The organism is Bacillus sp. FSL K6-3176, assembly GCF_038003325.1.
GTDB classification, from domain to species: domain Bacteria; phylum Bacillota; class Bacilli; order Bacillales; family Bacillaceae; genus Bacillus; species Bacillus altitudinis.
The window spans coordinates 248,559-272,216 of the sequence record NZ_JBBOOX010000001.1 but is presented as its reverse complement, the minus strand read 5'-3'; the positions used below and the strand labels follow the sequence as shown (position 1 = coordinate 272,216).

Below are 23,658 nucleotides of genomic sequence, written 5' to 3'. Positions count from 1 at the left end.
TGCCATTGTATTATTGATTCAGTAATGGATGCGTTCCTTTCCATAATGAGGATGATTCTATTTCTGACGCCAGTCTGAGCAGCCAGTCCTCTTTTCCTTTCGGTGCTGTCACCTGTACGCCTAAAGGCATGCCTGCTTCTGTGAGATGAACTGGCACACTCATAGATGGCTGGCCGGTTAGGTTAGCCAACTGTGTAAATGGTGTGTAGGTCAAACTCTTGAGGAACATTTCATAAATCAGATCCTGCTGTGCTTGCATTGAAAGGGATGACACACGTAACAATGCAGCCATTTCTTGATCGTTATGCATCAGCTCGCCAACCTTTGGAGCCGAATAGGCAGTAGCTGGGGTCACATATAGATCGTAGGTTTGATGAAATGCGACCATTTTTGCAGCGGCCATATCCCATGCATCAAGACTTTCTGTATAAGCAGCAGCTGTCACATTTTTTCCTGCTTCCGCCAGTACCCATGCCACAATATCTGTCTCCTCAGGCTTCACCGGACGCCCGAATGAACGAGCCAGAGAGGTAAATAAGGCAGACATTTCACCGCTGTTCATGACATAATATTGCTGCATCAGATGGACACCATCAATGTCCGGCTTCGCTTCCTCTATTTGATGCCCTTGTTCACTCAGCCATTTCACTGTGTTCAAGACTGCCTGCTTTGCTTCCTCACTCACCTTCGTGCCTACTGGAGAGTCTACACTGTAAGCAATTCGCATCGAAGAGGTTCGTTTCACTAAATCCTCCTGATAGCTACCGTCATATAATGGCGTTTGGAACGCAGCCTCTGGCTGAATGACTTGAAGCAAATCAAGCAGGGCTGCACTGTCTCGAACTGTTTTTGTGAGCGTAAAGTCAATGGAAGCTCCTTGCCACTGCCTTCCTGCACCCGGGCCGACCGGTGTTCTCCCCCTTGTTGGCTTGAGTCCAAATAAACCAGTAAAGGATGCCGGAATCCGAATAGACCCTCCGCCATCACTCGCTCCACCCGCCGGTACGATGCCGCTTGCCACAGCTGCTGCCGTCCCGCCGCTTGAACCGCCCGGAGAATAGTCAGCATTCCAAGGGTTTCTCGTCGGACCATATAAAAAGGGTTCTGTCACATTTCGCAATCCGAATTCAGGTGTGTTCGTATGACCGATCATGAGGAGCCCAGCCTGCTTCAATCGACGGACAAAGTGGGAATCTGTTTGCGCCTTTACATCCTTTAACAGCAAAGCACCCGCCGTCAAAGGTTCATGTTCCAGCCCCTGCGATATATTTTTCAACACAAACGGAACACCAGCAAACGGCTGATCCGCATCTAGTGACTTCATGTCTTTGAACACTTGATCTCGCCTTGTCTGAATCACCGCATTTAGTACTGGATTCACTTCTTCCAATCTAGTAAATGCAGCTTGTACAAGCTCTTTGGGCGTGACCTGCTTTTTCTGCACAAGTGACGCCAGTCCCGTCGCATCATACGTCATATACTCTTTTACATTCATCGGCATGTCCTTCTTTCTCATATTATGATCTCTCTATTGTCTACTAGAATTCTATGAAATTCAATTTCGGGATACGTGTGAAAAAAACTTTCTTTCCAGACTATGATTCTTCTAACCATCCATCTTATTTCTCCGATATAATAAAGAAAAAAAGACGGAGGTCACCTCATATGCAAGGAGCCATTGCCTTGAAAAAGAAAATCGTCGTGGTCATCGCGTTTCTTCTTGCTTTGACAACTGCTTTGCCCTTCCATTCGCAGGCAGCTGCACCACCAAAAGAAACAGATGTCATCATCGTCTATAAAAATCAAAAAGGAAAACAGACGGCTATTCAAGAAAGTGAAAAAGTGAACGCTCAATACATACATCTTCCAGCTGTAGCAGTGACAGCAGATGAGCAAGCTGTCACCTCACTTAAAAAAGACCCGAACATCGCTTATGTTTCAAAAAACGTTAGGGTCAAACTCGCTGCTACTACCGTAAAAAAAACGGCTGCTGCTACTGGTCAGGATGCTTTGGTACAAAAATCTTATAACTTGCAGAAGCTCAATGTAAAGCAAGCAATCAAAGAAGGCGTGACAGGGAAAAATGTGAAAGTAGCCGTTCTCGATACTGGTATTTTCCCACATGAAGATTTAAAGGTAGCCGGCGGTAAATCATTCGTCGATTACACGTCTTCTTACAAAGATGATGAAGGACATGGAACACATGTCGCCGGTACAATTGGGGCGCTCAATAATGATTACGGTACGGTCGGCGTCGCTTCTGGTGTGAAGCTGTATGCTGTAAAAGTATTAGATAAAAAAGGAGAGGGCGACTTATACAGTCTGCTCCGAGGCATTGATTGGGCGATTAGCAATAAGATGGACATCATCAACCTAAGTCTAGCTTTTGAAGATAACATTCCGATTTTACGTTCAGCAGTTGATGAAGCATACAAAAAAGGACTGCTGGTCGTTGCTGCAAGTGGAAATGATGGAAAGAAGAATGGGATTAGCTATCCTGCCGCATACAATAGCGTCATTGCTGTTTCCGCAACGACTGACAAAGACAAACTCGCCTCCATCTCTAATACGGGGAAAGGAATTGAATTTTCCGCTCCCGGCGAGAACGTCATCAGTACCTATTTGAAAAATGAATATTGGTATGCCACGGGTACATCACAAGCGGCACCGCATGTCACAGGGATGCTGGCGCTGTTAAAACAGCTACATCCTAAGAAAACAAATGTTCAGCTCCGCACTTTATTGCGCAGCTATACAGTCGATCTCGGCGCAAAAGGAAAAGATTCACAATTCGGCTATGGCCGCGTGCAATATGTGCCGCAGTCAACCTTTTTAAAGGCTGCGACAAGCGCAGTCAAGACAGCCGAAACATCTAAAAAACAGACAGATGTTGATCAAGCCAAAACGAAAATTGGCAGACTCACTGCCAGCAAGCAAAAAACCGCACTCACTGACCGAGTCAAAAAAGTCCAAACAGCCATTGATATTCGTGACGCACGAGCGAAGGTCAAATCAGCTGAAAAAAGTAAAACCCAAGGCTCGATTAAAAGTGCCCAAACGGCCATTAAAAAGCTATCCAAAGGCAAAGAAAAAACAAGCCTGCAAAACCGGCTCGACAAAGTCAAAAAACAAGTCGACTATCAAAAGAAAGTGACAGATGCCAAACAAAAAGTCAAAAAAGCCGAAGCCAAACGAACAAAGAAAACAAAAGCAACCGCTCAAAGTGCGGTCAAACAACTAAAAGCATCTAAAACAAAAACTGATTTACAAAAACGACTAAACCGGATCAAGGTTTGATAAAAAAACGATTCCTTTCAGCAAGGAATCGTTTTTTCTATTTCAACATCTTCTGAAACAGGGTGTGATGATATTTCCCTTTCGCATCCAGCCTCACTTGATCGAGGATGTGCGCTATCGAATGGATGACATCACGGAGTGTTCGATGAACCGAGCCCTGCTCAAAGGAAGCTAAACTCTCCGGCAGTTCATCTTCATCCAAAACAAAGAAATCACCATTCGGAAGAACGAGTAGATCAATCAATAAATCTTCAAAAACAACCGCCCGTTCTTCAAACCATGTATGTCTGACGATATTCACATAAGAGCCAAGTTCATTGCCTTGATCATCTCGCCAAAAATAGACATTGTAAGGCCGGTCCGTCCAATAATAGGCGGTCGTATAACTCCCTTTTGGAATCGTGACAGTGCCATCACCAGCAACCATTGTAAATGGTTCTTGAATTTTATGAAACAACACGACTTGCTGCTCCTGTGCGTCTAACAGCTGACACGTATGTTCCACAACCTGATCATCGTATTTGATTTTTCTCTCGATTACGTCATCCCAAGAATTTGCATATAGCGGAAACAATCGGTCACAACCCCTTCTACATCTACTTCTTATTCTAGTATACACTGCTTTCTTTTGAAGAAATAAAGGTTCACTGCTGCTGCCTATGGAAGACATATGGTGAGATGAAAACAAATGAACGGAATCACAATCATCGAAACCGTAGCAGAACTCGGACAAATCATCTTGGTTTTTTGTGGTTATGCCCTTTACTGGCGGCTTGTGAAAACGAAAAGAGATCGAAAGCTAACCCCTTATGAACATGTGTTGAAATTCTTTGTCATGTTCGGGTTAATCTCTTGGTGCTTTTCATATATGGCACTGAACGTATGGGTGTCATGAGAAAAAGGAAGAGTCCCGTCCATGCAGGACATACTCTTCCTCTTCTTATTCGGTGTATATTATGAGCCAGCCGGCTGTTCTTTTTTGATCACATACTGATAGCTCTTCACATGCGTCCCATTTTGATTCACAAATTCTTTATCAAGTGCCCGTTCAAAGCCCATTCTTTCATATAAACGAATGGCGGCCTGCATTTTATCCGATGTATGAAGATACAGGACGTTCTCGCCCCACGATTGCGTCAGTTCTATACTTTTACGCAACAATGACTCTGCAATGCCTTTTCCTCTCACATCAGGATCTACCCCTAAAAACCGGACAATCGCTGAAGTAATGCCCATCTCCGGCTTGTCATATGCTTGTTCTGATGATCGGAACATTTGAAGGGTCCCCACGACCTTGCCCTCAAGCTCGGCCACAAGCATCAACTCCATGTTTGGGTTATCTACAGCCGCCCGCAGTGCTGCAGAATAATTTTGCCAGCCTTCCTCTGTAAATTGAGGCTCATACTGTGCGTATGATTTGATCAGCACATGTGTGATCGCCTCATGATCTTCACTCACCGCTTGACGAATGATCAACTCTTGCTGCTCCATGCCAGCACCTCCTGTTTGTCTATGAATGGATATACGTATCATGCAATCACTGCATGCCGATGATCTGATTCTTTTCTCTACTCATTCAATGTAAAGAGTCTCCTTCGAAAGATCAATGATTTTGCACGAAAACTTCTTTGAAAATTTTGATTGAAATGGAAAGCTTGATTCATTATGCTGATTTGAGGACATATACGAGGAGTGGCATCATATGAATTCTTTATCTTATCCCCAAGAATCGAAAAAAAATCGATTCCTCCTTGCCGCGCTTCTTGGCTCTTTAACAGCCCTTGCACCACTGGCAATGGATATGTATTTACCTGCTTTACCTAATATCGCCCGTGACTTTGAAGCAAGCACGGCGCTGTCTCAGTTAAGTCTCATGGCTTGTTTGATTGGACTTGCGCTTGGACAGCTCATTGCAGGTCCAATCAGTGATACAGTCGGCAGAAGAAAGCCGCTCATGATTGGATTGATCATTTTTATTGCGGCCTCTCTTTTATGTACAGTGGTCACATCAATTTGGACATTCATTCTTTTAAGGCTGATTCAAGGACTTGCTGGTTCAGCAGGCATTGTTATTGCACGAGCCATCGTGAGAGATCATTATGAAGGCTCAGAAATGACGAAATTCTTTGCTTTGCTCATGCTAGTCAACGGAGTGGCTCCAGCAGCGGCACCGATCGTGGGCGGACAAATGTTACGGTTCACGACGTGGCAGGGTGTGTTTGTTCTGCTAGGAATCCTCGGGGCGCTCATGCTCCTAAGATCGATGTTTTCATTGAAAGAAAGCTTACCTGTGGAACGCAGACAGACTGGGGGCTTCAAACAGATCCTAGGTGCGATGAAAATTCTAGCGAGCGATCGACTCTTTGTCGGATATGCTCTCTCACAAGGACTTGTCTTCGCCGCCATGTTTGCGTATATCTCTGGATCACCGTTTGTATTGCAGGAGATTTTCAACCTTTCTCCGCAAGGCTTCAGTGCTGCCTTTGCGGTGAATAGTCTTGGCATCATCACAGCCGGACAAGTATTTGCCCGCGTTGCTGCGAAAATTGGTGAGGAGAAAGTCCTTCGCATCGGGCTGCTGACAGCTGCTTTAGGGGGAGTCACCTTGTGTGTGATGATCTCTATTGATGCAGGGCTTTATGGCATCCTCATCCCGCTCTTTTTTGTGGTCTCAAGCGTTGGGATTGTCGGCACGTCTGCTCCTTCTCTTGCGATGCAGCATCACGGTGCACATGCTGGAAGTGCCGCTGCCCTCATCGGTGTGGCACAAATGCTTCTTGGCGCATGCATGACACCCCTTGTCGGCTTAGCTGGAAGCCAAACAGCCTTTCCAATGGGGCTGATTATTATGCTCTGTGACCTTGGCGCACTCTGCTGTTATTTTTTCTTTGTTGCCAGAGCGAAAAAAAGACCCGCATAAACGGGTCTTTCATTTATGGCTTGCTCCAATTGATCGTGCGAAACACATTGTACTGGTCATTATTTTGATATGTATCTAGGTCAAAGCCTGAAAGTCCAAAACCAATTGCCATGACAATTCCTCCGGCAACGGTGAAGATGATCCCCCATTTGATGCATTGCTTTTTTAAATCATTCACGTTCATACTCTCACAACCTTCTTTTTAAACATTCCCATGAATGCCTTAGTGGTTTGAACAGTCCCTTGCACAAATAGCTTAGTCAAATACGCCGTGGCTATGCCACTTAATAATCCGACACCTAATAGAAGAATACCAACTCCGATCTGCGTCACCACCACATGCAAACCGTCTTGAAAAATAAACGGTGAACCAATGATGCTCCAAAAACCGCCGAGCAGACCAACTAGCGTCATTGTACCTGTCACGAGTGGAATGCACCAAATCACCATATACACAGAAAGAAACAGCAGGAAGACTGTTGCTAGAATACTGCCCCATAACGGAAAGCCTAAAATGAGGATGGAGAGTCTTGTGGCTTTTTCTCCAAACGTCGGCACCTGAATGGTTTTGATTCCTTGTTCCTTCAGAATCCCTTCAGCAATAATGGCAGGCTGACCGACTTGATGAACTGCTTCCTGTTCACTGTAGCCATCTTCCTGATAATCCTCGATCATTTCATCGTAATACTCGATGAACCGACCACTTTCTTTTTCGCCCAAACGATGCAGGTGCTTCTCCAAGCTGGCTAAAAATTCTTTTTTATTCATTGCTCTGTCCTCCAGAAATAAAGTCGTAAATCGCCATCACTTGATCCCATTCCGCTAAGAACTGCGCCATATGCTCCCGGCCGCTTTTTGTCATCCGGTAGTATTTTCTTAATCGACTGTTATGTTCCTGTGAATAGGTCTCCACATAATTGTTTTGCTCTAACCGCTTTAATATCGGATATAATGTCGATTCTGAAATCTCAATACAATGGGACATATCTTTAATCATTTGATAACCATAGGAATCGCCTTTCTTTAATACCGCCAGTACACAGAATTCCAGTAATCCTTTTTTTAGTTGTGCATTCATGTTTACAACTCCTAACTATTTATACTATACAATACATAGTATAATGTGACAAGAGGTATCTTTTGCAACTTTTCACTCTCAACGTCCCTATAAATATTCATACAGGAAGTTTCTCTTTCTTCAAGGCTTCACCTGATCAAGATAAATCTAGCGTGTGTCTATTGTAGACAACAAACATACACAGGAACGAATATCATAGGAAACAACTCATTTAATCTCTTTATTTTAAAGGGATAAGCTGAATTTTATGGAATTAAGAAGTTTATTCACAATGGCTTATCCTTATGAACTTCATACTAAGTTTTACGAACACTCAACTCGAATTAAAGTGATGAGAACGGCTGAAAGTGGCTAGTTCTTTTCAACCCAACCAATACCGAATAATGGTAAACCTTAAAAAACGAGGAGCTGATGACCTTGAAAAAAATGTGGAGTAATTACCTCACGTTAGTTATTACATTAACTTTATGTTATATCGTGTATTTGTTCATCTTCAAACAACCTTTTACCATTACACCCATCATCCTGTTTGTGGTGGGAGCCGCCATTGCTGAGTGTATACGTTTTTTCGTTCTGAAAAGTAACGAGAAGAAAGATGATACCTTGAAAAAATAGTCCCTTAAACATAAGATCACTCAACATATGAAAAGACACCGCCACTTTATAGTGGAGGTGTCTTTTTTTACTTTTTATATATTCACAAATCCTTCTCCAAACACATCACGCACGTCATGGACAACAACGAATGCGTCTCGATCAATTTTCTTAATGATTTTCTTTAAACGCATAAGCTCCTGTTTTTGAATGACCGCATAGAGAATTTCCTTCGATTCCTTCGAATAATGACCGCGACCGTTTAAAATGGTCACGCCTCGATCCAAGGTATGATTGATTTCTTCGGCAATATCATCTTTGCATGAAGAAATAATCGTCACTGCTTTTTTCGTGTTAAGCCCTTCTATGACGAAATCCATCACCTTAGTCGCCACATACAGCATCACAATCGTAAACATTAATTTTTCCGCACCAATAATAAAGTAAGAAGCAAAAACAACGATCAGATCAAAGAACAAGATGGCGTAGCTCACGTTCCAGTCTAGATACTTATTCGCAATTCGGCCAAGAATGGCAGATCCCGCTGTTGTACCGCCCGCTCTTAAAACAAGACCAATGCCAATACCAATGATGATCCCTGCGAAAATAGAACCAATGATCAATTCATGGACATTCACCACCCATGTAGTGGTCAAATGTAAAAATAGAGAGTTACTTGCGACAGCTACCACTGTGTAGATCGTGGTCTTCTTGTCCAAGTATTTATACCCCACAAGTAATAAAATCGCATTCAACACAAGGTTTGTCAGCCATGGCGCAATCTCAAACATATAGTAGAAAATGATGGACAGCCCCGTTACGCCACCTTCACCAAACTCAAGTGGAATGACAAACATGTTCACAGCTGCAGCAAATAAAAAAGAACCAACGAGAATCATTGCAATATCTTTTACACATTTTTTCAATTTCTTCTTTCCTCCTTTTTTAAGCATATAAAAAACCCTCTTTCTGCACGAAAGAAGACAGTCGTTGGACAAAATAAAAATCAAAAGACGGCGCCTTTTGATGAAGCTTTCTGAAATGAACCTTTCCATAATATATATCTCTTTTTAGAGGCTGTCAATGACTTGGTTTTCTATTATTTCAACTGTATGTTTATGCACTCAAACCCGCATGTTATCAGGGTTTTCCCGTCATGTGATGCTTATTCCTCTCCTTGACAAAAACACTTTAGTCATTTAAACTACTGCCTCATATCATATCCATTATTTCCGATCGACAAAGGAGGCTGTTTGATTTATATGAATCCTATTCAAAGCCGTTTACAGGCTCACACACCTTTGATTTTAGATGGTGCACTTGCAACAGAGCTTGAACGAAAGGGCTGTGATTTAAACGACAGTTTATGGTCAGCCAAAATCCTCATTGAACAGCCAGAATTGATTCAGCAAGTACACTTGGACTACTTCCAAGCAGGTGCTGACTGTGCAACAACAGCCAGCTACCAAACGACAATTGATGGCTTTGCTGAAAAAGGCTATACAAAAGAAGAAGCCATCGAATTAATGAAACGATCTGTCACGTTAGCAAAAGAAGCATGCGAGCAGTTTTGGCAGGATGAGACACAACATAAAGAGCGGGCAAAACCATTTGTCGCTGGATCTGTGGGGCCCTTCGGCGCTTATTTGTCTGACGGTTCAGAATATAAGGGAAATTACGGACTCACAGAGCAGGCGCTCATTGATTTTCACAGACCAAGAATTCAAGCATTGGTAGAGGCTGGTGCTGATATTCTCGCTTGTGAAACCATCCCTTGTCTCATTGAAGCAATCGCTATCGCTAAACTGCTGCAGGATGAGTTCAGCGGTGTGTATGCGTGGATCACGTTTAGCGCAAAGGATGGTAAGCATATTAGTGAAGGGGATCTGCTGAGAGACTGTGTACAAGCACTCGAACCATATGAGCAGATCGCTGCTGTTGGCGTAAACTGTACACCGCCGCAATATATGTCTTCTCTCATTCAGGAGATGAAAAAAGGGACAAGCAAACCGATTGTCGTGTATCCGAACTCAGGGGAATTATATGACCCTGAAGAAAAGGTTTGGAGCGGCGATACGTCTCACCATACATTTGGTGAATGTGCGCAGCAATGGTATAAAGACGGCGCACAAATCATCGGCGGCTGCTGCCGGACGACACCAGAGGATATTACCGATATCTTAAAACAGGCAACATCGTAGCATCATGACTCAACACACATACTTCTAAGCAAAAGGGCGGGAAGACATGGAACAAGCAAAAGATCAGTCACAACAATATCAACGAAAAATGACAAGCCGTCACCTGTTCATGCTTTCTTTAGGTGGCGTGATTGGCACAGGACTCTTTTTAAGCTCAGGATATACGATCAATCAGGCCGGACCTGCGGGAACGATTTTGGCTTATCTGGTTGGGGCATTAATTGTGTACCTCGTGATGCTCTGTTTAGGTGAACTGTCTGTCGCAATGCCGGTTACAGGCGCTTTTCACACATATGCAACAAAATACATTGGGCCCGGCACTGGCTATACAGTGGCTTGGCTTTATTGGTTGACATGGACCGTGGCACTTGGTTCAGAATTTACAGCGGCAGGTCTTTTAATGCAGCGCTGGTTCCCGGACACATCGGTTTGGATGTGGAGCGGTGTTTTTGCGCTTCTCATCTTTTTACTCAATGCTTTTACAGTCAAGTTTTTTGCAGAATCGGAATTTTGGTTTTCTAGCATTAAAGTCATGGCTATTATTCTCTTTATTATCCTTGGCGGAGCCGCGATGTTTGGATTGATTCCACTAAAAGGTGGTGAGGCCGCTCCGTTCTTCTCTAACTTCACTGGAGATGGGGGTCTCTTCCCAAACGGCTTTTTACCGATATTAATGACCATGCTGGCTGTTAATTTTGCTTTTTCGGGTACTGAGCTGATTGGGATTGCTGCGGGCGAAAGTGTCAATCCAGATGAGACCATTCCACGGGCGATTCGCACGACTGTGCTGCGCCTTGTCCTGTTTTTTGTCGGAACGATCGTGGTCTTAGCCGGCTTAATTCCAGTAGAAGAAGCCGGGGTGATCAAAAGTCCTTTCGTTGTGGTATTTGACCGCATCGGTATTCCTTATGCGGCAGATTTCATGAATTTTGTCATTCTGACAGCGATTTTATCTGCGGCAAACTCAGGGCTATACGCCTCATCTCGCATGCTATGGTCCCTTTCTGAAGAACGAACATTACCTAAAAAGCTGGCAAAATTGACGTCAAAGGGAATTCCTTTGAATGCACTCATTTTGAGTATGATTGGGGGCATTCTCTCTTTGCTATCGAGTGTCATCGCACCTGAAACAGTGTATCTGGTTCTTGTTTCAATCTCTGGACTCGCCGTTGTTGTTGTATGGATGGGAATTGCAGCTTCACAGTTCATGTTTCGCAAAAAATTCTTACAGGATGGCGGACAGCTTCATGATTTATCTTTCCGAACCCCGCTCTATCCGGTGGTTCCGATTGCTGCCTTCCTCCTATGCCTTGCATCTGTGATCGGCATTGCTTTTGATCCAAATCAGCGCATCGCTCTCATCTGCGGTATCCCTTTTATCGCACTTTGCTACGCTGCCTATTACGTGACAACATGGATTCAGAAAAAACGAGAAAACCCTGGTGTATAGCACCAGGGTTTTTGTTTGTCCCAAAAAAGGATATCACTAGCAAAACAAAGACATTTTGGTATATGATAGGAATCTATGATTTTCAGGATGAATCAAGGGAGCTGTCGTTAATATGGAAATGACCATTACAAGAGCATTAAGTGAACTGAAAATGTTAGATAAAAGAATCAACCGAACGATTGATGAAGCCGTACTCGGTGGTTTGATCATCGGGAAACATATACAGAACGGATTTCAAAATCAAGAAGAAGTAGAAAAAAAGGCAAAAGCAGATGACCAATCGATTCAAGCATTAATCAAACGCCGAAATGCCATTAAATCAGCCATCGTTGTGTCGAATGCTACGACAACGATTGAGGTGGCGGGTGTTAGCATGACCGTAGCAGAAGCCATTGAACGCAAGACATCCATAGATTACGATATTCGTTATTTACGAAAATTAAAAAAGGTCTACACAGAGCTCGTTGACCGGTCAGAACAAATCAATGAAGATGTGAAAAAGAGACTGGATCAGCATTTAGAAACACTATTTGGGAAAGACGGGAAAACACAAGCCGCTGCCAACCAAGAGATCGTCAAGTCATTCCTAGCTGAAAATGAGGCGGCGATCATTGACCCTCTTCGTCTTCGAGTGAAGATTGAACAGCTTTCGAAAGAGATTGAAGATTTCCAAATGGAAGTGGATTTCTCCTTGTCAGAAAGCAATACCTTGACAAAAATACAGATCGACTAGTCGATTTTGTTAGTGAGCCGAAAATCGATAGGACTAAACACCTCCGAGGGAAAGGTCATTCCCTCCTCATTTGATGATCATCTTAGGATGATCCATGATAAAAGCTCAAAGCTGAACGTTCAAAGCTGAAAGCTCAAGTATTCAAAGGTCTTATCCATCAAAGCTCAAGATGTAAAGCTCAATGCTCGATCGAATCTGGGAGAAACGGCTCATGAGTGTTTGTTTATCGACTCTTTCGGTTGCCGCCCAGCAGGTTTGCTAACAAAAAGAAAAGGATGTCACTAGCTGACATCCTTTTTTTCTATGAAAACGACAGGAATTTCGCCAAGTCGCCTCTTCTAGCAGATTAGTAACGTGATGTATATGCCAAATGGTACACACTTGTCACATTTGAAGATAGCGTGATGTCGTTTGAAGTAAAAGTCACTGGAACGATATCGTAGTAATGTGTAGACCAGCCTGCATTATTGTATGTACGGTAGCCTGCACCTGCAGGAACTTGAATCGTTAGTGAAAATTGTCCATTCTCGTCTGTTGTACCTGTCGCTGTTTGAGCATATGATTTGATTGCTGCTTCAAAATAAAGCTGAATTGGCTGATTCGCCATGAGTTGACCACTTGTGTCCTTTAATGTTCCTTTAAAAGTAGCTGGATAATATGAACCTACACGATATTTACTGCCAGAACCGTAATTAACCATACCACCGTCTGCTGCTGTGACGCCTGTTACTTGTACGGATGCTGGTACTGCTCCTGTTTCCTCTGCATATGCAAAGCTTGGGAAAACGAGAAGCAATGATAGAAAGAAAGCAAACATGATTTTTTTCATCGATAAATCCTCCTTTTTTTTCCTACTATATTACTATCGACAGTTATTGTCATTTTTCCAGTAAAAAACAAAAACTTCCCTTTTTATTCAAAAGGGAAGCTGCAAAACTATTTTTTCACAACAACTTTCACTGCTTTACTTTCTCTTTTTCTCACATCTGAAGCCGTCACATACAAGACGGTTTTGGCTTTTTGCGGCTTGATTTTAGCCGTAAATGCGCCTTTGCTATTGGTTTTGACCGTTTGAATGACTTTCTTTGATTTGTTCTTCACCTTGATTGTCAAGCCTGCACCCGCAGTTCCTTTGACCGTTTTACTTTTCACTGTTACTCGATTCACCTTTGGCTTAGCTGGTGCTTTGCCCTTTTTCACGACCGTTTTGAGCGAAGTCGCAGCCTTTCCTTTTGATATCTTGATGTGAAGCACTTTATTTTTGTTTTGATGCTTGATCTTCACACTAAAGGTTCCCTTTTTGCTTGCCGTGCCTTTTCCAAGCAGGGTTTTGCCTCTATACACAGAAATGGCAGCGCCGGCTTTCGCCTTTCCTGTCACCTTTTGATGCTGATCTTCTACTTTGTTAACTGATGCGTTTAATTCAACAGCACTTAATGCGGCAAAAGCATTGAGTCTGCCATGTCCTGTCATCCAATCGATACCCGGAATTTTCGGATCAACAACAGGCTCGTCATTTTCATCATAGAAAATGTCATCTGTTCCATCAACAGCTTTAAATGAAATATCATCCGCTGTATTTTGTAAAATATTTCTCACTTGATTTGGTTTCAGGGTTGGATTTTTAGAAAACAGTAATCCTGCTGCTGCTGCAACATACGGTGTAGCCATTGATGTCCCGCTTAGGTATGAAACATTCCCATCAGGCATTAAGCTTGGAATATCAGACCCTGGTGCAGACATGCTTAATCCTTTCCCATAGCTTGAGAATTCAGCGGCAATATCCATGCGATTGCTTGCACCAACTGCCATGGCGTACTTGGAAGTCGCAGGATAACCCATTTCTGGAATGCCATCGTTTCCGCTCGCCACTACCACTAATACATTTTTTTGTGCAGCATAGTTCATCGCATATTCAATGACCTTGCTGTAGTAGCCGCCAAGGCTCATGTTGATGACCTTTGCACCTTTGTCCACTGCATGTTTAATGCCAAGAGCAATATGCTCTGTATCTCCATTTCCATACGCATCCAGTACTTTGACTGGGATGATACCTGTATGTTGATTCAGCCCTGCCATGGAGTAATGATTGTCGGCTTTTGCTGCAATGATACCTGCCACATGGGTACCGTGGCCATTGTCATCAATTGCATCTTTATTACGGCCAATCAGATTAGCACCTAAGTCTGTGCGAACCGTTCCGCTTAAATCGGACAAACGGCTGTCGACACCTGTATCCACAACAGCGATTAACGTTTGCTTCATTTTGCTTGTACCAATCAATGTATTCATTTGTTCAAACTTCACATCAGCGCCTTTTTTCCCACTGTTCTGCGCACTGTTTTTCAGCGGCCACTGGTAACCATACTGCGCGTCATTGCTAAGCGCACGATACGTTTGTACAGGCTCTGCAAATTCAACATTCGGCATACTAGAAAGCTTTCTCGCCGTGCTTTTGATCACAGCTTTGCCTGCTTTAAGCGTTTTGCCTGCTGATTCTTTCCCTGCCGGTACATCATAAACATACATTCCTTTAAATAAAGGATTTACTGATTGAGATGTCACACGGTTTTCTTGAATTCCGTAGCTTTTCATTTTCTTTTTTGCGGATTGAAGCGTTTGTCCATCCTTTAATTTAAAGATGATTTTGTTTGTGTTGACCTTTTCTTCTGGAACAAGCTTTTGTTTCTCTAACACATAACCGATCGATTTTCCTTCAAGCTGATCGATTCCTACTTTTTGCCCCACTGCTTCTAATTCCTTTTTTAAATAGGCTGGACTTGCCTCTTTGAGCATATCAAAAAGGGAACGGATCGCCTGTTGCTCTTTCTCTGTGACGATATGACCGCTGAATGCACCATTTTTCTCTACGTCATTCAGCAATGATTTTAATGTCAGCAAATGATTGTACACCGTTTGCTGCTTTTTTTGATTGTTGATGAGTTTAGATTTGAGAAACGGCTTTGTTTTTTGTAGCAGACGTGTCAGCTTCTGACCATCGGCTGTTTCATTGAATCGTTTGTCTTCGATCGTACGAATGGATTGAAGAATTTCACGTCCATGCTTTTTCTCAATAATGATGATCGTTGGCTCTTCTTCTTCAGGGAAAATCGGTTCAGATGGCGGAAGATTCGCACCTTTATACCCGATTGTATATGCTGCATCCTCTTCCTCATCACGGCTATCTTCCTCTGAACCTAAATACAGAACTTTGACATAGTAAGGACCTGACCATGCATGCGGGAAGTTGATTTCTGTCTCTCCACTTGCTGTGTCCACACGATATCTCGAATAAGTGTCATCCTTTATCGCTCTATCCTTACTTGGGTAGACCGATACAGATAACACTTGTTTGCTTTTGACAGCAATTTGCATATGTGTATGTTTTGCCACATCATCTGCAGATGGCGTGATTTGGTACCATGACTCTTCTTTTTCATTCTGTAATGTACCTGAGATGACTTCACCATCTTTCAACCCAATGGCTTCATTGACACTTGTGCCTTTACTAACTGCTGATGCCTCGTACCCAGGTAATGCAGCCATACATAGAATGATGGCCATGAGTACAACCACACAGGATTTGACCTGCTTTTTAAACATGAAAAGACCCCCTTATCTTTTACAATACCTTGGAAGAATATCACAGAATCCTTTTTAGTAGAATCTATTTTTGACATAATTAAACTCGTTTTAAGCTAGGATTTGAGATATTCAGATGACTAGTCTGTTCGCTTCATAAACTTTTTGCCATTTCAAACGGAAAATGATGCTATTTAACCATGTCGAAAAGTACATTACAATCAAATTGTAAGCGCTTAACAAACAAGAGAGAAGGGATCAGCTTGTTCCAAAAAGATCATGTTTTTACACAAGTAAACGGTCGATCAAAGAATGAGATTTTACAATACATTTCCGAGAAAGCTGAAGACCTTCACATTACAAACAATCAGTCAGGGTTATTAACAGATTTGTTGAAACGCGAAGACGAAGTCTCAACAGGACTTCAGCAAGGTTTTGCGATTCCTCATACAAAAAGCTCTGCTGTTCAAACGGCTTCACTTCTCTTTTTAGAACTTGAACAACCCATTGAATGGGGAAGCTTCGACGATTTGCCAACAAGCTATTTATTTACACTGCTCGTTCCACTTGAAGAGGCCAATGTCACACACCTCAAATTACTGTCTGGCATTGCCACAAGTTTAATGGAGCCTGCTTTCATCGAAAAGATTCAACCCGGTCAAACAGCAGACTATTATTACGAAGTCATTGAACAACAATTGAAAGAGGGGATTACACAATGAAAATTGTCGGTGTCACTTCATGCCCAGCAGGGTTAGCTCATACACCAATGGCAGCAAAGGCATTAGAGAATGCGGGTAAACAGCTTGGACACGAGATTAAAATCGAACAACAAGGAATTATGGGACAGGTGAATGGCATTACAGCAGAGGAAGCCAAGCAGGCAGACCTTTGCATCATCGCCTCCAATCAGCATATTAACGACGCTGAACGCTTCTCAGGTATTCCTACTGTACGTGTCGAAATCGGGCGCGCCTTAAAAAATGCCGAGCAAATCATCACAAAAGCCGTTGCGCTGGTTGAAAAGAAAAAATCTGAATCCCAATAAACAGGAGCAATGCCATATAGAAAGGAGCAAAGCAGAATGAAAGCAAAATTAAAAGTCATTGAAGGCCACCTCATGACCGGTATTTCTTATATTCTTCCGGTGATCATCGGAGCTTCACTTATCGTTGGTTTAGCCAAACTAGTCGGGTTAGGTTTTGGTGTATCAGATTTAAACGCCTATAAAGATGCAGGCGGCATTTTACATGGTGCCTATTTGATGGAACAGGTTGGCTGGACAGGCATTGGCTTAATGAACGTACTGCTCGCTGGCTTTATTGCCTATTCGATTGCGGATAAATCTGGTCTTGCGGCCGGCTTTATCGGTGGAGCTCTTGCCAGCTCAACAAATGCTGGTTTTATCGGTGCCGTCATTGCAGGTTTCTTTGCCGGATATGTCGCTCTCTTTGTGAAAAGAAAAATTCAAATTCAAGGCTCCGCAGCTGGACTCGTCCCTCTGCTCATCTTACCGCTCATTACTGTTGGCTTAACCGGACTTCTCATGTCCGTTCTGCTAGGCGGTCCATTAGGGGCTTTGAACACCGCATTAATTGAATGGATCAAAGGCATGGTCGCAGATGGAACAAGTACACTCGCACTTGCTCTCATTCTAGGTGCCATGATTGGCTTCGATCTTGGCGGCCCAGTGAATAAATCAGCTTGGATGGCTGGTAACGCGCTCTTCCTATCAGGTGTCTATCTTCCTGCCATTCTCGTCAATATCGCGATTGTCATTCCTCCGCTTGGATACGGGCTTGCGACATTGATTCGAAAACGCAACTTCTCTCCTACGTTTAGAGAAGCCGGACGAGGCGGTCTTGTGATGGGGATTATCGGGATTACAGAAGGAGCCATTCCCTTTACACTCGTCAATCCTTTGAAATTGATTCCGCTGAATGTCGTCGCTTGTGCTGCTGGAAGCGGGGTCGCTGCCTTATTAGGTGTCCATGACATCATGCCGCCAATTGGCGGACTATACGGATTCTTCTCAGTAGGAAACTGGTGGGCGTATTTAATCGGCGCGCTAACTGGCGCACTTGTTATTGGAATTGGCGCCAACCTGCTTGTGAACTTCTCTGAGAAAAAAGAACCCCAAAAGCCAGAACATGATCAGAAGCAGAAAGAAGAAGATGATTTTGACCTTGTGCTAGAAGGATAATTTGAACAAAGAAAGGTGTCGTTACACAATGACTGTCAATGTACATGTGATTCCACATACTCACTGGGACCGGGAATGGTATTTTACCACCTCCCGTTCCCGTATCTATTTAATGAAAAGCGTAATGGACATATTGGACACCCTCGAAACAGATGAACGATTCCATTACTTCATGCTCGATGCACAAGCATCCTTGCTAGATGATTACTTGAAATGGCGACCAGAGGATGAGGATCGAATTAAACAGCTCGTCACAGCAAAACGCCTCATCATCGGTCCGTGGTATACACAAACGGATCAGCTCGTGATTTCTGCGGAATCGATTGTACGAAACCTGCAATATGGGATTGAGCGCTGTCAGCAGTTCGGACATGTCATGAAGGTCGGTTATGTCCCTGATTCCTTCGGTCAATCTGCACAAATGCCTCAAATTTATCAAGGCTTTGGTATTGTCGACACAGCCTTTTGGCGCGGCGTTTCTGATCATATGACGAATCACACAGAATTTAATTGGCGCGGGGCTGATGGCAGTGAAGTGTTTGCAGTGAATCTGCCATTTGGCTACTACTACGGAGGAAATATTCCTGAGAAGGATGAAGACCTGCAAGCCTTTCTTTCTGAAAAAATCGGGGCGCTGCAAGCAAAAGCCACGACAAAGAATGTCTATTTCCCAAATGGCTTTGACCAAGCGCCTATTCGTAAAAACCTGCCTGACTTATTAGAAAAAGCCAATGAAATAGACGAGCACCACTATCAAATCAGCAGTTTAGAAGACTACATTGCAGCAGTGAAAAAAGAGCGGACTTCTTTTGAGACATTAGAAGGAGAGCTCATTCATGCCAAGCATATGCGAATTCATAAGTCTATTTTTTCAACAAGAGCAGATTTGAAAATCTTAAACAACCGAATTGAAAACTATCTTGTCAATGTGATGGAGCCGATCCTTACAATCAGCTATTCACTCGGACATGACTATCCGCATGACACGGTGCGTGATATTTGGTACCTCATGTTTGAAAATGCAGCGCATGATAGCATTGGCGGCTGTAACAGTGATACGACGAATCAAGATGTCTTCTTCCGCTATAAACAGGCAAAGGAAATCGCCGAGAATCTTGTGGACTTACACATGCGTCTCATCGCCATCCGGCTGCAAACTGAGCAAGAAATCACGTTCACTTTATTTAATACACTGCCTTCAAAACGCTCTGAAGTCATTGAAGTCGAAACCTTTATCACAGAACGTCCATTTACGCTAAAAGACGTTGATGGACGAACTCTTCACTACACAGTCAAAAGCAAAACCGATGTGACAGATTATGTCTTAGCACAGCAGATTTCACTTAACCCAAGCAAAGAGGTTTACATGCCAAAGCAAGTATGGAAAGCTGTTTTACTCATTGAAGCAGTCGACTTGCCATCCGTTGGTTATACACAAGTTAGCATAGTTTTCGATGAATCTAGTGAATCCATTTTGGAAAAAACAGAAGGTCGTGTCATTGAAAATACGTTTTACCGCATTGCAGCAAATGACAATGGGTCATTAGAAATTACGGATAAACAGACTGGACGAACGTTCTCTGAGCAAATGATCTTTGAAGACAACGGAGATGATGGGGATTCTTATAACTATTCACCACCGCGTGAGGATCTTTATGTATCATCTAAAGATATCTCATCAGCAGACATTACCGTATCTAAAAGCAGTTTACAGGAAGAGCTCACCATCAAGCTTCAATTGACTGTCCCATATGATTTAGAGGAACGCTCGGAGCAAAAGGGGACGACTTCCCTCCCGATCACAGCGAAGGTGGCTTTAAATAAAGATGAAGCGGTCATCCGTTTTCATGTGAATGTGGACAACCATGCGCTAGACCACCGTCTTCGGGTACTCTTTGATACAGGTATTGCATCAAACGTATCACTCAGCGATCAACAGTTTGGCACCATCGAACGTCCAACGGAGCTGACGCAAGAACTAGAATGGTGGAACAATGAACATTGGGAAGAAAAACCGATTACCATTGAACCCATGCAATCATTTGTTGCACTTCGCGATGAAGCATATGGTGTCTCTCTTTTGACGGACTGCGTCAGAGAATACCAAATCACAGGTGCGGGCTACACAACCATTGCTTACACACTCTTCCGCTGTTTCGGAAAAATGGGGAAAGAAAACCTTCTTTACCGTCCCGGCCGGGCTTCTGGAGAAAAAATCGTGGAAACACCTGATGCCCAGCTTCAAGGATCGCTATCATTCTCCTTTGGCATGCACTATAGCCAAGAAGCGGTGAGTGAAGGACACTTGGCTCTGCTTGCTAAACGTTACACAACCCCGGTTCAGTGCTACGAGCGGGCAGACTTTTTAAACGGTCGTTTAATTTTCTCTTTCCGAGATGAAAAAGAAGACTTACAATCTACTTATAGCCTGCTTGACATTGAAACAGACGGGGCCGTTCTAAGCGCTTTGAAAAAGGAAGAGCATGGAACAGGCATTGTCATTCGTCTCTTCAATCCATATTTAACACGTCAAACAGCCGCTTCAATCAATAGTTCATCTCTACAACATGGAGAAACAGCGAATTTAGGCGAAACACCTGAAGGACATATACTGAAAGCACAACATGGATCATTACACATTGAACCGCTCACACCTTGTCAGGTACAAACCTACATTGTAAAGAAAAAATGAACATGTAGGGGCGGGATCCATTTGGATTCCGCCTCTCTTTAATGGAGGGCATTGATCATGCGAATTGGAGGCATCGAAGCAGGCGGTACAAAATTTGTCTGCGGCTACGGAACAATAGATGGAACGATTGAACATATGACTTCCTTTGCAACAGGGAACCCAGAAGAAACATGCCGGCAAGTGATCGAATACTTTACAGAGCATCCAGTCGATGCGATTGGCATAGGCGCATTCGGACCTGTCGATGTAAAAGAGCACAGCCCCAGCTATGGAACGATTCTCGAAACACCCAAAACAGCTTGGCGCCAATTTCCATTACTCTCAACCTTAAAACAAGCACTCGGTCTCCCTATGAAGCTTGATACGGATGTGAACTGTGCGGCGCTCGGTGAAGCTCGTTTTTCAACTGACACAGACAGACCAAATTCCTTGGTCTACATCACGGTTGGGACGGGAATCGGCGGCGGTGCCTATATTGAAAACCGCCTCATTCACGGACTGCTTCATCCAGAAATGGGACATATCACCGTTCAGCGCCACCCTCATGACACCTATGGGGGCTGCTGCCCGATCCACCATGATTGTTTAGAGGGACTAGCATCTGGACCTGCCATAGAAGGCCGCTATCATACATTGGCACAAATGCTGCCAGAGGAGCATCCTGCCTGGTCACTTCAAGCTTATTATCTCGGGCAAATGACCGCAAATTTATTACTCACCCTTTCACCAGAACGCATTATTTTGGGTGGAGGTGTCATGAAACAACCGGCTTTGCTGCCGCTCATCCTTGAAGAAACAGACAAGCGGCTTCATGATTATTTACAATTACCAAAGCCATTAAATGAAATCGTCACAAAGCCTTCCTTTGACGGATTATCTGGTTTAATGGGAGCCCTCGCCCTTGGAGCTGATGCCTTAAAGGAACAAGGAGCGGCGCAATGATGATGACGGCAGATACTCGAACCTACCAGCTCATTCAGCGGCTATTTGAAACGAAAGGGTTCGTGAAGCTGGAGGAGCTCACTGCCTCTTTTCGCTTATCTGACCGCTCCATCCGCAATTTAATCAAAGAAGCAAACGAGCTGTTAACGCAAGCTGGAGCCATGATCAAGACCATACGCGGGAAAGGGTATACACTCTTAACAAGTGACCAAGACGCTTTCCTGCTTTGGCTTCATCAGCAAAAGCTTCCTGCCCGCTCTCTCGTACCCGTCATGCCAGAAGAGCGCATACGATTTATGATGAGAAAACTATTGCTTCAATCAGACTACTTAAAAATTGATCAATTAGCAGAAGAATTGTTCATCAGCCGTATGACGGTCAGCAGTGATTTAAAAAAAGGACGGGAGCTGTTAGCCCGTTACGGTATGACCCTTGTCTCAAAGCCTGGATTTGGCTTAAAAGTAGACGGAGACGAATTGCAAAAAAGGACGTGCTACGCAGACTTACTGCTTGAAGAAGAACCCGCCCTATCTCATATAACTGAGCGGGAACAGCTTCATTTTCCTGACATTTCACTTGAAACCATTCGATCCATTGTGCTGACAAATCTATATCAAGAATCACTGCTCATTAAAGATATTGCCCTAAAGAATTTAGTGATTCACTTAGCGATTGCCATTCAGCAAACGCAAAAAAAACAGCGGATACCCGCCAGTACCACTCACACACAAAGACCGCCAGTGTTAACAAGAATCGCTCAAAAGATCACTCATCAAATAAGCGACACGTTTCACGTCACCTTATCAGAGGATGAAACAGATTACTTGGTGATGCATCTCTTAGCGAATCAAACGTGGAAAGAAATCGATGAGCACCAAACGACAGAAGAAGTACGTCAGGCGGTGACACGATTTCTCCAGCACATTGAAAAAACAAGCGGTCATCGTTTTGTAGATGACGATATCCTGCGTCAAGATTTGATGCTGCATATGAAGCCATTATTAAATCGAATTCAATACGGCGTGTCTTTACAAAATCCGCTTTTGCATGAGATCAAAACATCTTACCCTTATCCGTTTGATTTGGCCGTCAGCGGACTCAATGCCTTACAGCTGGTGCGGACGCCAAATGAAGATGAAGCGGCATATGTTGCCTTACATATTGCTGCTTCATTTGAAAGAAGTCATCTTGACACCTCGCAAAAAAAGAGGGCCATTATTGTATGCGGGTCTGGACTAGGAACAGCACGGCTGCTTGAAATTAAATTGAAGGCGGCCTTTCAACATGAGCTTGAGATTGTTGAGCTTTATTCTTATCAGGATTACGCTTTTAGCACGACTTTGCCATGTGATGTGATTATTACAACCGTACCTCTCGCACCAAAAGGGAAACCAATCATTCAAGTGAATGCTTTTTTTGAACATCATGATGTCCAGCGTGTGAGTGAGGTCATTCACCTGTTAAACGGACACGGTTCCCCTTCGCAGGAGCTGATGGCTTTTTTCCAAGAACGATTGACCTTGTTGGATGTGAACCTTTCAAGCAAAGAAGAGGTATTAGATACGCTTTGCAGCCGGCTGGAGGCGCATCAGCTTGTTTCATCTTCTTTTCGTTCCTCCGTGCTGGAGCGGGAGCAAATGTCATCAACTTATCTTGGCAAGGGGATTGCGATGCCTCACCCGCTCATCACAAATGAAGGCACCTCCTGCGTGGCAATTGCACGATTGAAACAGCCAATTGATTGGCAGGGAGATCAAGTATCTCTGATTTTCTTGTTAGCCATTCAGAAAGATGACGCTGCCTGCATGAATCAATTTTTTGAACAAGCTGTCGATTTGTTAGACAGCCCTGACCGCCTTCACTCCTTGACACATGCAAAGACATTTGATGAGCTGATGCATGTCCTGTTTCAATAGCACTAAAGGCCGCCCAAGTGAAATCGGACGGCCTTTTATTCATCTATTCC

At 43.6% G+C, this 23,658-nt stretch carries 21 protein-coding genes; 12 read left to right on the top strand and 9 right to left on the bottom strand.

Features of this window, described 5'->3' with window-relative positions; all coding sequences use genetic code 11:
* Positions 1 to 10: 10 nt before the first annotated feature.
* Positions 11 to 1,495: an amidase gene (locus MHB38_RS01520; RefSeq protein WP_341002133.1), complete on the bottom strand. Its 1,485-nt coding sequence runs from the start codon at positions 1,493 to 1,495 to the stop codon at positions 11 to 13.
* Positions 1,496 to 1,683: 188 nt separating this feature from the next.
* Here MHB38_RS01520 and MHB38_RS01515 point away from each other — a divergent pair, with 188 nt between their 5' ends.
* The gene (locus MHB38_RS01515; protein ID WP_341002130.1) at positions 1,684 to 3,297 is read left to right on the top strand and encodes a S8 family peptidase; all 1,614 of its coding nucleotides are present in this window, start codon (positions 1,684 to 1,686) and stop codon (positions 3,295 to 3,297) included.
* A gap of 37 nt (positions 3,298 to 3,334) precedes the next feature.
* On the opposite strand, the gene MHB38_RS01510 is transcribed toward MHB38_RS01515, so the two are convergent.
* Positions 3,335 to 3,871: a DUF402 domain-containing protein gene (locus MHB38_RS01510; RefSeq protein ID WP_341002128.1), complete on the bottom strand. Its 537-nt coding sequence runs from the start codon at positions 3,869 to 3,871 to the stop codon at positions 3,335 to 3,337.
* 114 nt (positions 3,872 to 3,985) lie between these two features.
* Here MHB38_RS01510 and MHB38_RS01505 point away from each other — a divergent pair, with 114 nt between their 5' ends.
* Positions 3,986 to 4,192: a hypothetical protein gene (locus tag MHB38_RS01505; RefSeq protein ID WP_008342164.1), complete on the top strand. Its 207-nt coding sequence runs from the start codon at positions 3,986 to 3,988 to the stop codon at positions 4,190 to 4,192.
* Positions 4,193 to 4,251: 59 nt separating this feature from the next.
* On the opposite strand, the gene MHB38_RS01500 is transcribed toward MHB38_RS01505, so the two are convergent.
* Positions 4,252 to 4,788, bottom strand: coding sequence for a GNAT family N-acetyltransferase (locus MHB38_RS01500; RefSeq protein ID WP_008342165.1), 537 nt, complete (start codon positions 4,786 to 4,788; stop codon positions 4,252 to 4,254).
* Positions 4,789 to 4,999: 211 nt separating this feature from the next.
* On the opposite strand from MHB38_RS01500, the gene MHB38_RS01495 reads away from it, so the two are divergent.
* A complete protein-coding gene (locus tag MHB38_RS01495) occupies positions 5,000 to 6,217 on the top strand; it encodes a multidrug effflux MFS transporter (RefSeq protein WP_048001339.1) in 1,218 nt (405 codons plus the stop codon).
* A 13-nt stretch (positions 6,218 to 6,230) separates the two neighbouring features.
* Here the strand turns inward: MHB38_RS01495 and MHB38_RS01490 are convergent, their stop codons facing one another.
* The 4 genes from MHB38_RS01490 to MHB38_RS01475 all read right to left on the bottom strand — a co-directional run bounded on the left by MHB38_RS01490 (position 6,231) and on the right by MHB38_RS01475 (position 8,815).
* Positions 6,231 to 6,401, bottom strand: coding sequence for a hypothetical protein (locus tag MHB38_RS01490; protein WP_341002126.1), 171 nt, complete (start codon positions 6,399 to 6,401; stop codon positions 6,231 to 6,233).
* A complete protein-coding gene (locus MHB38_RS01485; RefSeq protein ID WP_283931208.1) occupies positions 6,398 to 6,985 on the bottom strand; it encodes a DUF1700 domain-containing protein in 588 nt (195 codons plus the stop codon). Before MHB38_RS01485 ends, MHB38_RS01490 begins: the two co-directional genes overlap by 4 nt.
* A complete protein-coding gene (locus tag MHB38_RS01480; RefSeq protein ID WP_136944898.1) occupies positions 6,978 to 7,295 on the bottom strand; it encodes a PadR family transcriptional regulator in 318 nt (105 codons plus the stop codon). Before MHB38_RS01480 ends, MHB38_RS01485 begins: the two co-directional genes overlap by 8 nt.
* Positions 7,296 to 7,984: 689 nt before the next feature.
* Positions 7,985 to 8,815, bottom strand: a complete 831-nt coding sequence (locus MHB38_RS01475) for a YitT family protein (protein WP_025206673.1) — start codon at positions 8,813 to 8,815, stop codon at positions 7,985 to 7,987.
* A 336-nt stretch (positions 8,816 to 9,151) separates the two neighbouring features.
* On the opposite strand from MHB38_RS01475, the gene mmuM reads away from it, so the two are divergent.
* From mmuM to MHB38_RS01460, 3 genes are all read left to right on the top strand, one after another.
* Entirely contained in the window at positions 9,152 to 10,090 is a 939-nt protein-coding gene (mmuM, locus tag MHB38_RS01470; protein ID WP_052320716.1) for a homocysteine S-methyltransferase, read from the top strand.
* A 46-nt stretch (positions 10,091 to 10,136) separates the two neighbouring features.
* Positions 10,137 to 11,540, top strand: coding sequence for an S-methylmethionine permease (gene mmuP / locus MHB38_RS01465; RefSeq protein WP_008342173.1), 1,404 nt, complete (start codon positions 10,137 to 10,139; stop codon positions 11,538 to 11,540).
* A gap of 112 nt (positions 11,541 to 11,652) precedes the next feature.
* Positions 11,653 to 12,273: a hypothetical protein gene (locus MHB38_RS01460; RefSeq protein ID WP_041091191.1), complete on the top strand. Its 621-nt coding sequence runs from the start codon at positions 11,653 to 11,655 to the stop codon at positions 12,271 to 12,273.
* Between the two features lie 346 nt (positions 12,274 to 12,619).
* On the opposite strand, the gene MHB38_RS01455 is transcribed toward MHB38_RS01460, so the two are convergent.
* Both MHB38_RS01455 and MHB38_RS01450 read right to left on the bottom strand, forming a co-directional pair.
* Positions 12,620 to 13,102 carry a hypothetical protein gene (locus MHB38_RS01455; RefSeq protein ID WP_341002118.1) on the bottom strand — a complete coding sequence of 161 codons (483 nt, stop codon included), beginning with the start codon at positions 13,100 to 13,102 and terminating at the stop codon, positions 12,620 to 12,622.
* A gap of 107 nt (positions 13,103 to 13,209) precedes the next feature.
* The gene (locus MHB38_RS01450) at positions 13,210 to 15,876 is read right to left on the bottom strand and encodes a S8 family peptidase (protein ID WP_341002116.1); all 2,667 of its coding nucleotides are present in this window, start codon (positions 15,874 to 15,876) and stop codon (positions 13,210 to 13,212) included.
* Positions 15,877 to 16,118: 242 nt separating this feature from the next.
* On the opposite strand from MHB38_RS01450, the gene MHB38_RS01445 reads away from it, so the two are divergent.
* From MHB38_RS01445 to MHB38_RS01420, 6 genes are read left to right on the top strand one after another with little or no spacing between them, the layout of a single operon-like run.
* Complete coding sequence (locus tag MHB38_RS01445) at positions 16,119 to 16,577, top strand: PTS sugar transporter subunit IIA (protein WP_255836196.1); 459 nt, start codon at positions 16,119 to 16,121, stop codon at positions 16,575 to 16,577.
* Positions 16,574 to 16,903: a PTS fructose transporter subunit IIB gene (locus tag MHB38_RS01440; protein ID WP_007498438.1), complete on the top strand. Its 330-nt coding sequence runs from the start codon at positions 16,574 to 16,576 to the stop codon at positions 16,901 to 16,903. Before MHB38_RS01445 ends, MHB38_RS01440 begins: the two co-directional genes overlap by 4 nt.
* Positions 16,904 to 16,939: 36 nt before the next feature.
* Positions 16,940 to 18,058, top strand: coding sequence for a PTS fructose transporter subunit IIC (locus tag MHB38_RS01435; RefSeq protein WP_017358746.1), 1,119 nt, complete (start codon positions 16,940 to 16,942; stop codon positions 18,056 to 18,058).
* Between the two features lie 28 nt (positions 18,059 to 18,086).
* Positions 18,087 to 20,750, top strand: a complete 2,664-nt coding sequence (gene mngB, locus MHB38_RS01430) for a mannosylglycerate hydrolase (protein ID WP_341002113.1) — start codon at positions 18,087 to 18,089, stop codon at positions 20,748 to 20,750.
* Positions 20,751 to 20,807: 57 nt separating this feature from the next.
* Positions 20,808 to 21,692 (top strand): ROK family protein, encoded by an 885-nt coding sequence (locus tag MHB38_RS01425; RefSeq protein WP_341002111.1) that lies wholly within the window; start codon positions 20,808 to 20,810, stop codon positions 21,690 to 21,692.
* Positions 21,689 to 23,608 carry a BglG family transcription antiterminator gene (locus MHB38_RS01420; protein ID WP_098681015.1) on the top strand — a complete coding sequence of 640 codons (1,920 nt, stop codon included), beginning with the start codon at positions 21,689 to 21,691 and terminating at the stop codon, positions 23,606 to 23,608. Before MHB38_RS01425 ends, MHB38_RS01420 begins: the two co-directional genes overlap by 4 nt.
* Positions 23,609 to 23,658 lie beyond the last annotated feature (50 nt).

What these genes read in the sequence shown, in the direction of transcription:
- MHB38_RS01520 (WP_341002133.1), bottom strand. Translation starts at nt 1,495, where the DNA reads ATGAATGTAAAAGAGTATATGACGTATGATGCGACGGGACTGGCGTCA.
- MHB38_RS01505 (WP_008342164.1), top strand. Translation starts at nt 3,986, where the DNA reads ATGAACGGAATCACAATCATCGAAACCGTAGCAGAACTCGGACAAATC.
- MHB38_RS01500 (WP_008342165.1), bottom strand. Translation starts at nt 4,788, where the DNA reads ATGGAGCAGCAAGAGTTGATCATTCGTCAAGCGGTGAGTGAAGATCAT.
- MHB38_RS01495 (WP_048001339.1), top strand. Translation starts at nt 5,000, where the DNA reads ATGAATTCTTTATCTTATCCCCAAGAATCGAAAAAAAATCGATTCCTC.
- MHB38_RS01490 (WP_341002126.1), bottom strand. Translation starts at nt 6,401, where the DNA reads ATGAACGTGAATGATTTAAAAAAGCAATGCATCAAATGGGGGATCATC.
- MHB38_RS01485 (WP_283931208.1), bottom strand. Translation starts at nt 6,985, where the DNA reads ATGAATAAAAAAGAATTTTTAGCCAGCTTGGAGAAGCACCTGCATCGT.
- MHB38_RS01480 (WP_136944898.1), bottom strand. Translation starts at nt 7,295, where the DNA reads ATGAATGCACAACTAAAAAAAGGATTACTGGAATTCTGTGTACTGGCG.
- mmuM (WP_052320716.1), top strand. Translation starts at nt 9,152, where the DNA reads ATGAATCCTATTCAAAGCCGTTTACAGGCTCACACACCTTTGATTTTA.
- mmuP (WP_008342173.1), top strand. Translation starts at nt 10,137, where the DNA reads ATGGAACAAGCAAAAGATCAGTCACAACAATATCAACGAAAAATGACA.
- MHB38_RS01460 (WP_041091191.1), top strand. Translation starts at nt 11,653, where the DNA reads ATGGAAATGACCATTACAAGAGCATTAAGTGAACTGAAAATGTTAGAT.
- MHB38_RS01455 (WP_341002118.1), bottom strand. Translation starts at nt 13,102, where the DNA reads ATGAAAAAAATCATGTTTGCTTTCTTTCTATCATTGCTTCTCGTTTTC.
- MHB38_RS01450 (WP_341002116.1), bottom strand. Translation starts at nt 15,876, where the DNA reads ATGTTTAAAAAGCAGGTCAAATCCTGTGTGGTTGTACTCATGGCCATC.
- MHB38_RS01440 (WP_007498438.1), top strand. Translation starts at nt 16,574, where the DNA reads ATGAAAATTGTCGGTGTCACTTCATGCCCAGCAGGGTTAGCTCATACA.
- MHB38_RS01435 (WP_017358746.1), top strand. Translation starts at nt 16,940, where the DNA reads ATGAAAGCAAAATTAAAAGTCATTGAAGGCCACCTCATGACCGGTATT.
- mngB (WP_341002113.1), top strand. Translation starts at nt 18,087, where the DNA reads ATGACTGTCAATGTACATGTGATTCCACATACTCACTGGGACCGGGAA.
- MHB38_RS01425 (WP_341002111.1), top strand. Translation starts at nt 20,808, where the DNA reads ATGCGAATTGGAGGCATCGAAGCAGGCGGTACAAAATTTGTCTGCGGC.
- MHB38_RS01420 (WP_098681015.1), top strand. Translation starts at nt 21,689, where the DNA reads ATGATGATGACGGCAGATACTCGAACCTACCAGCTCATTCAGCGGCTA.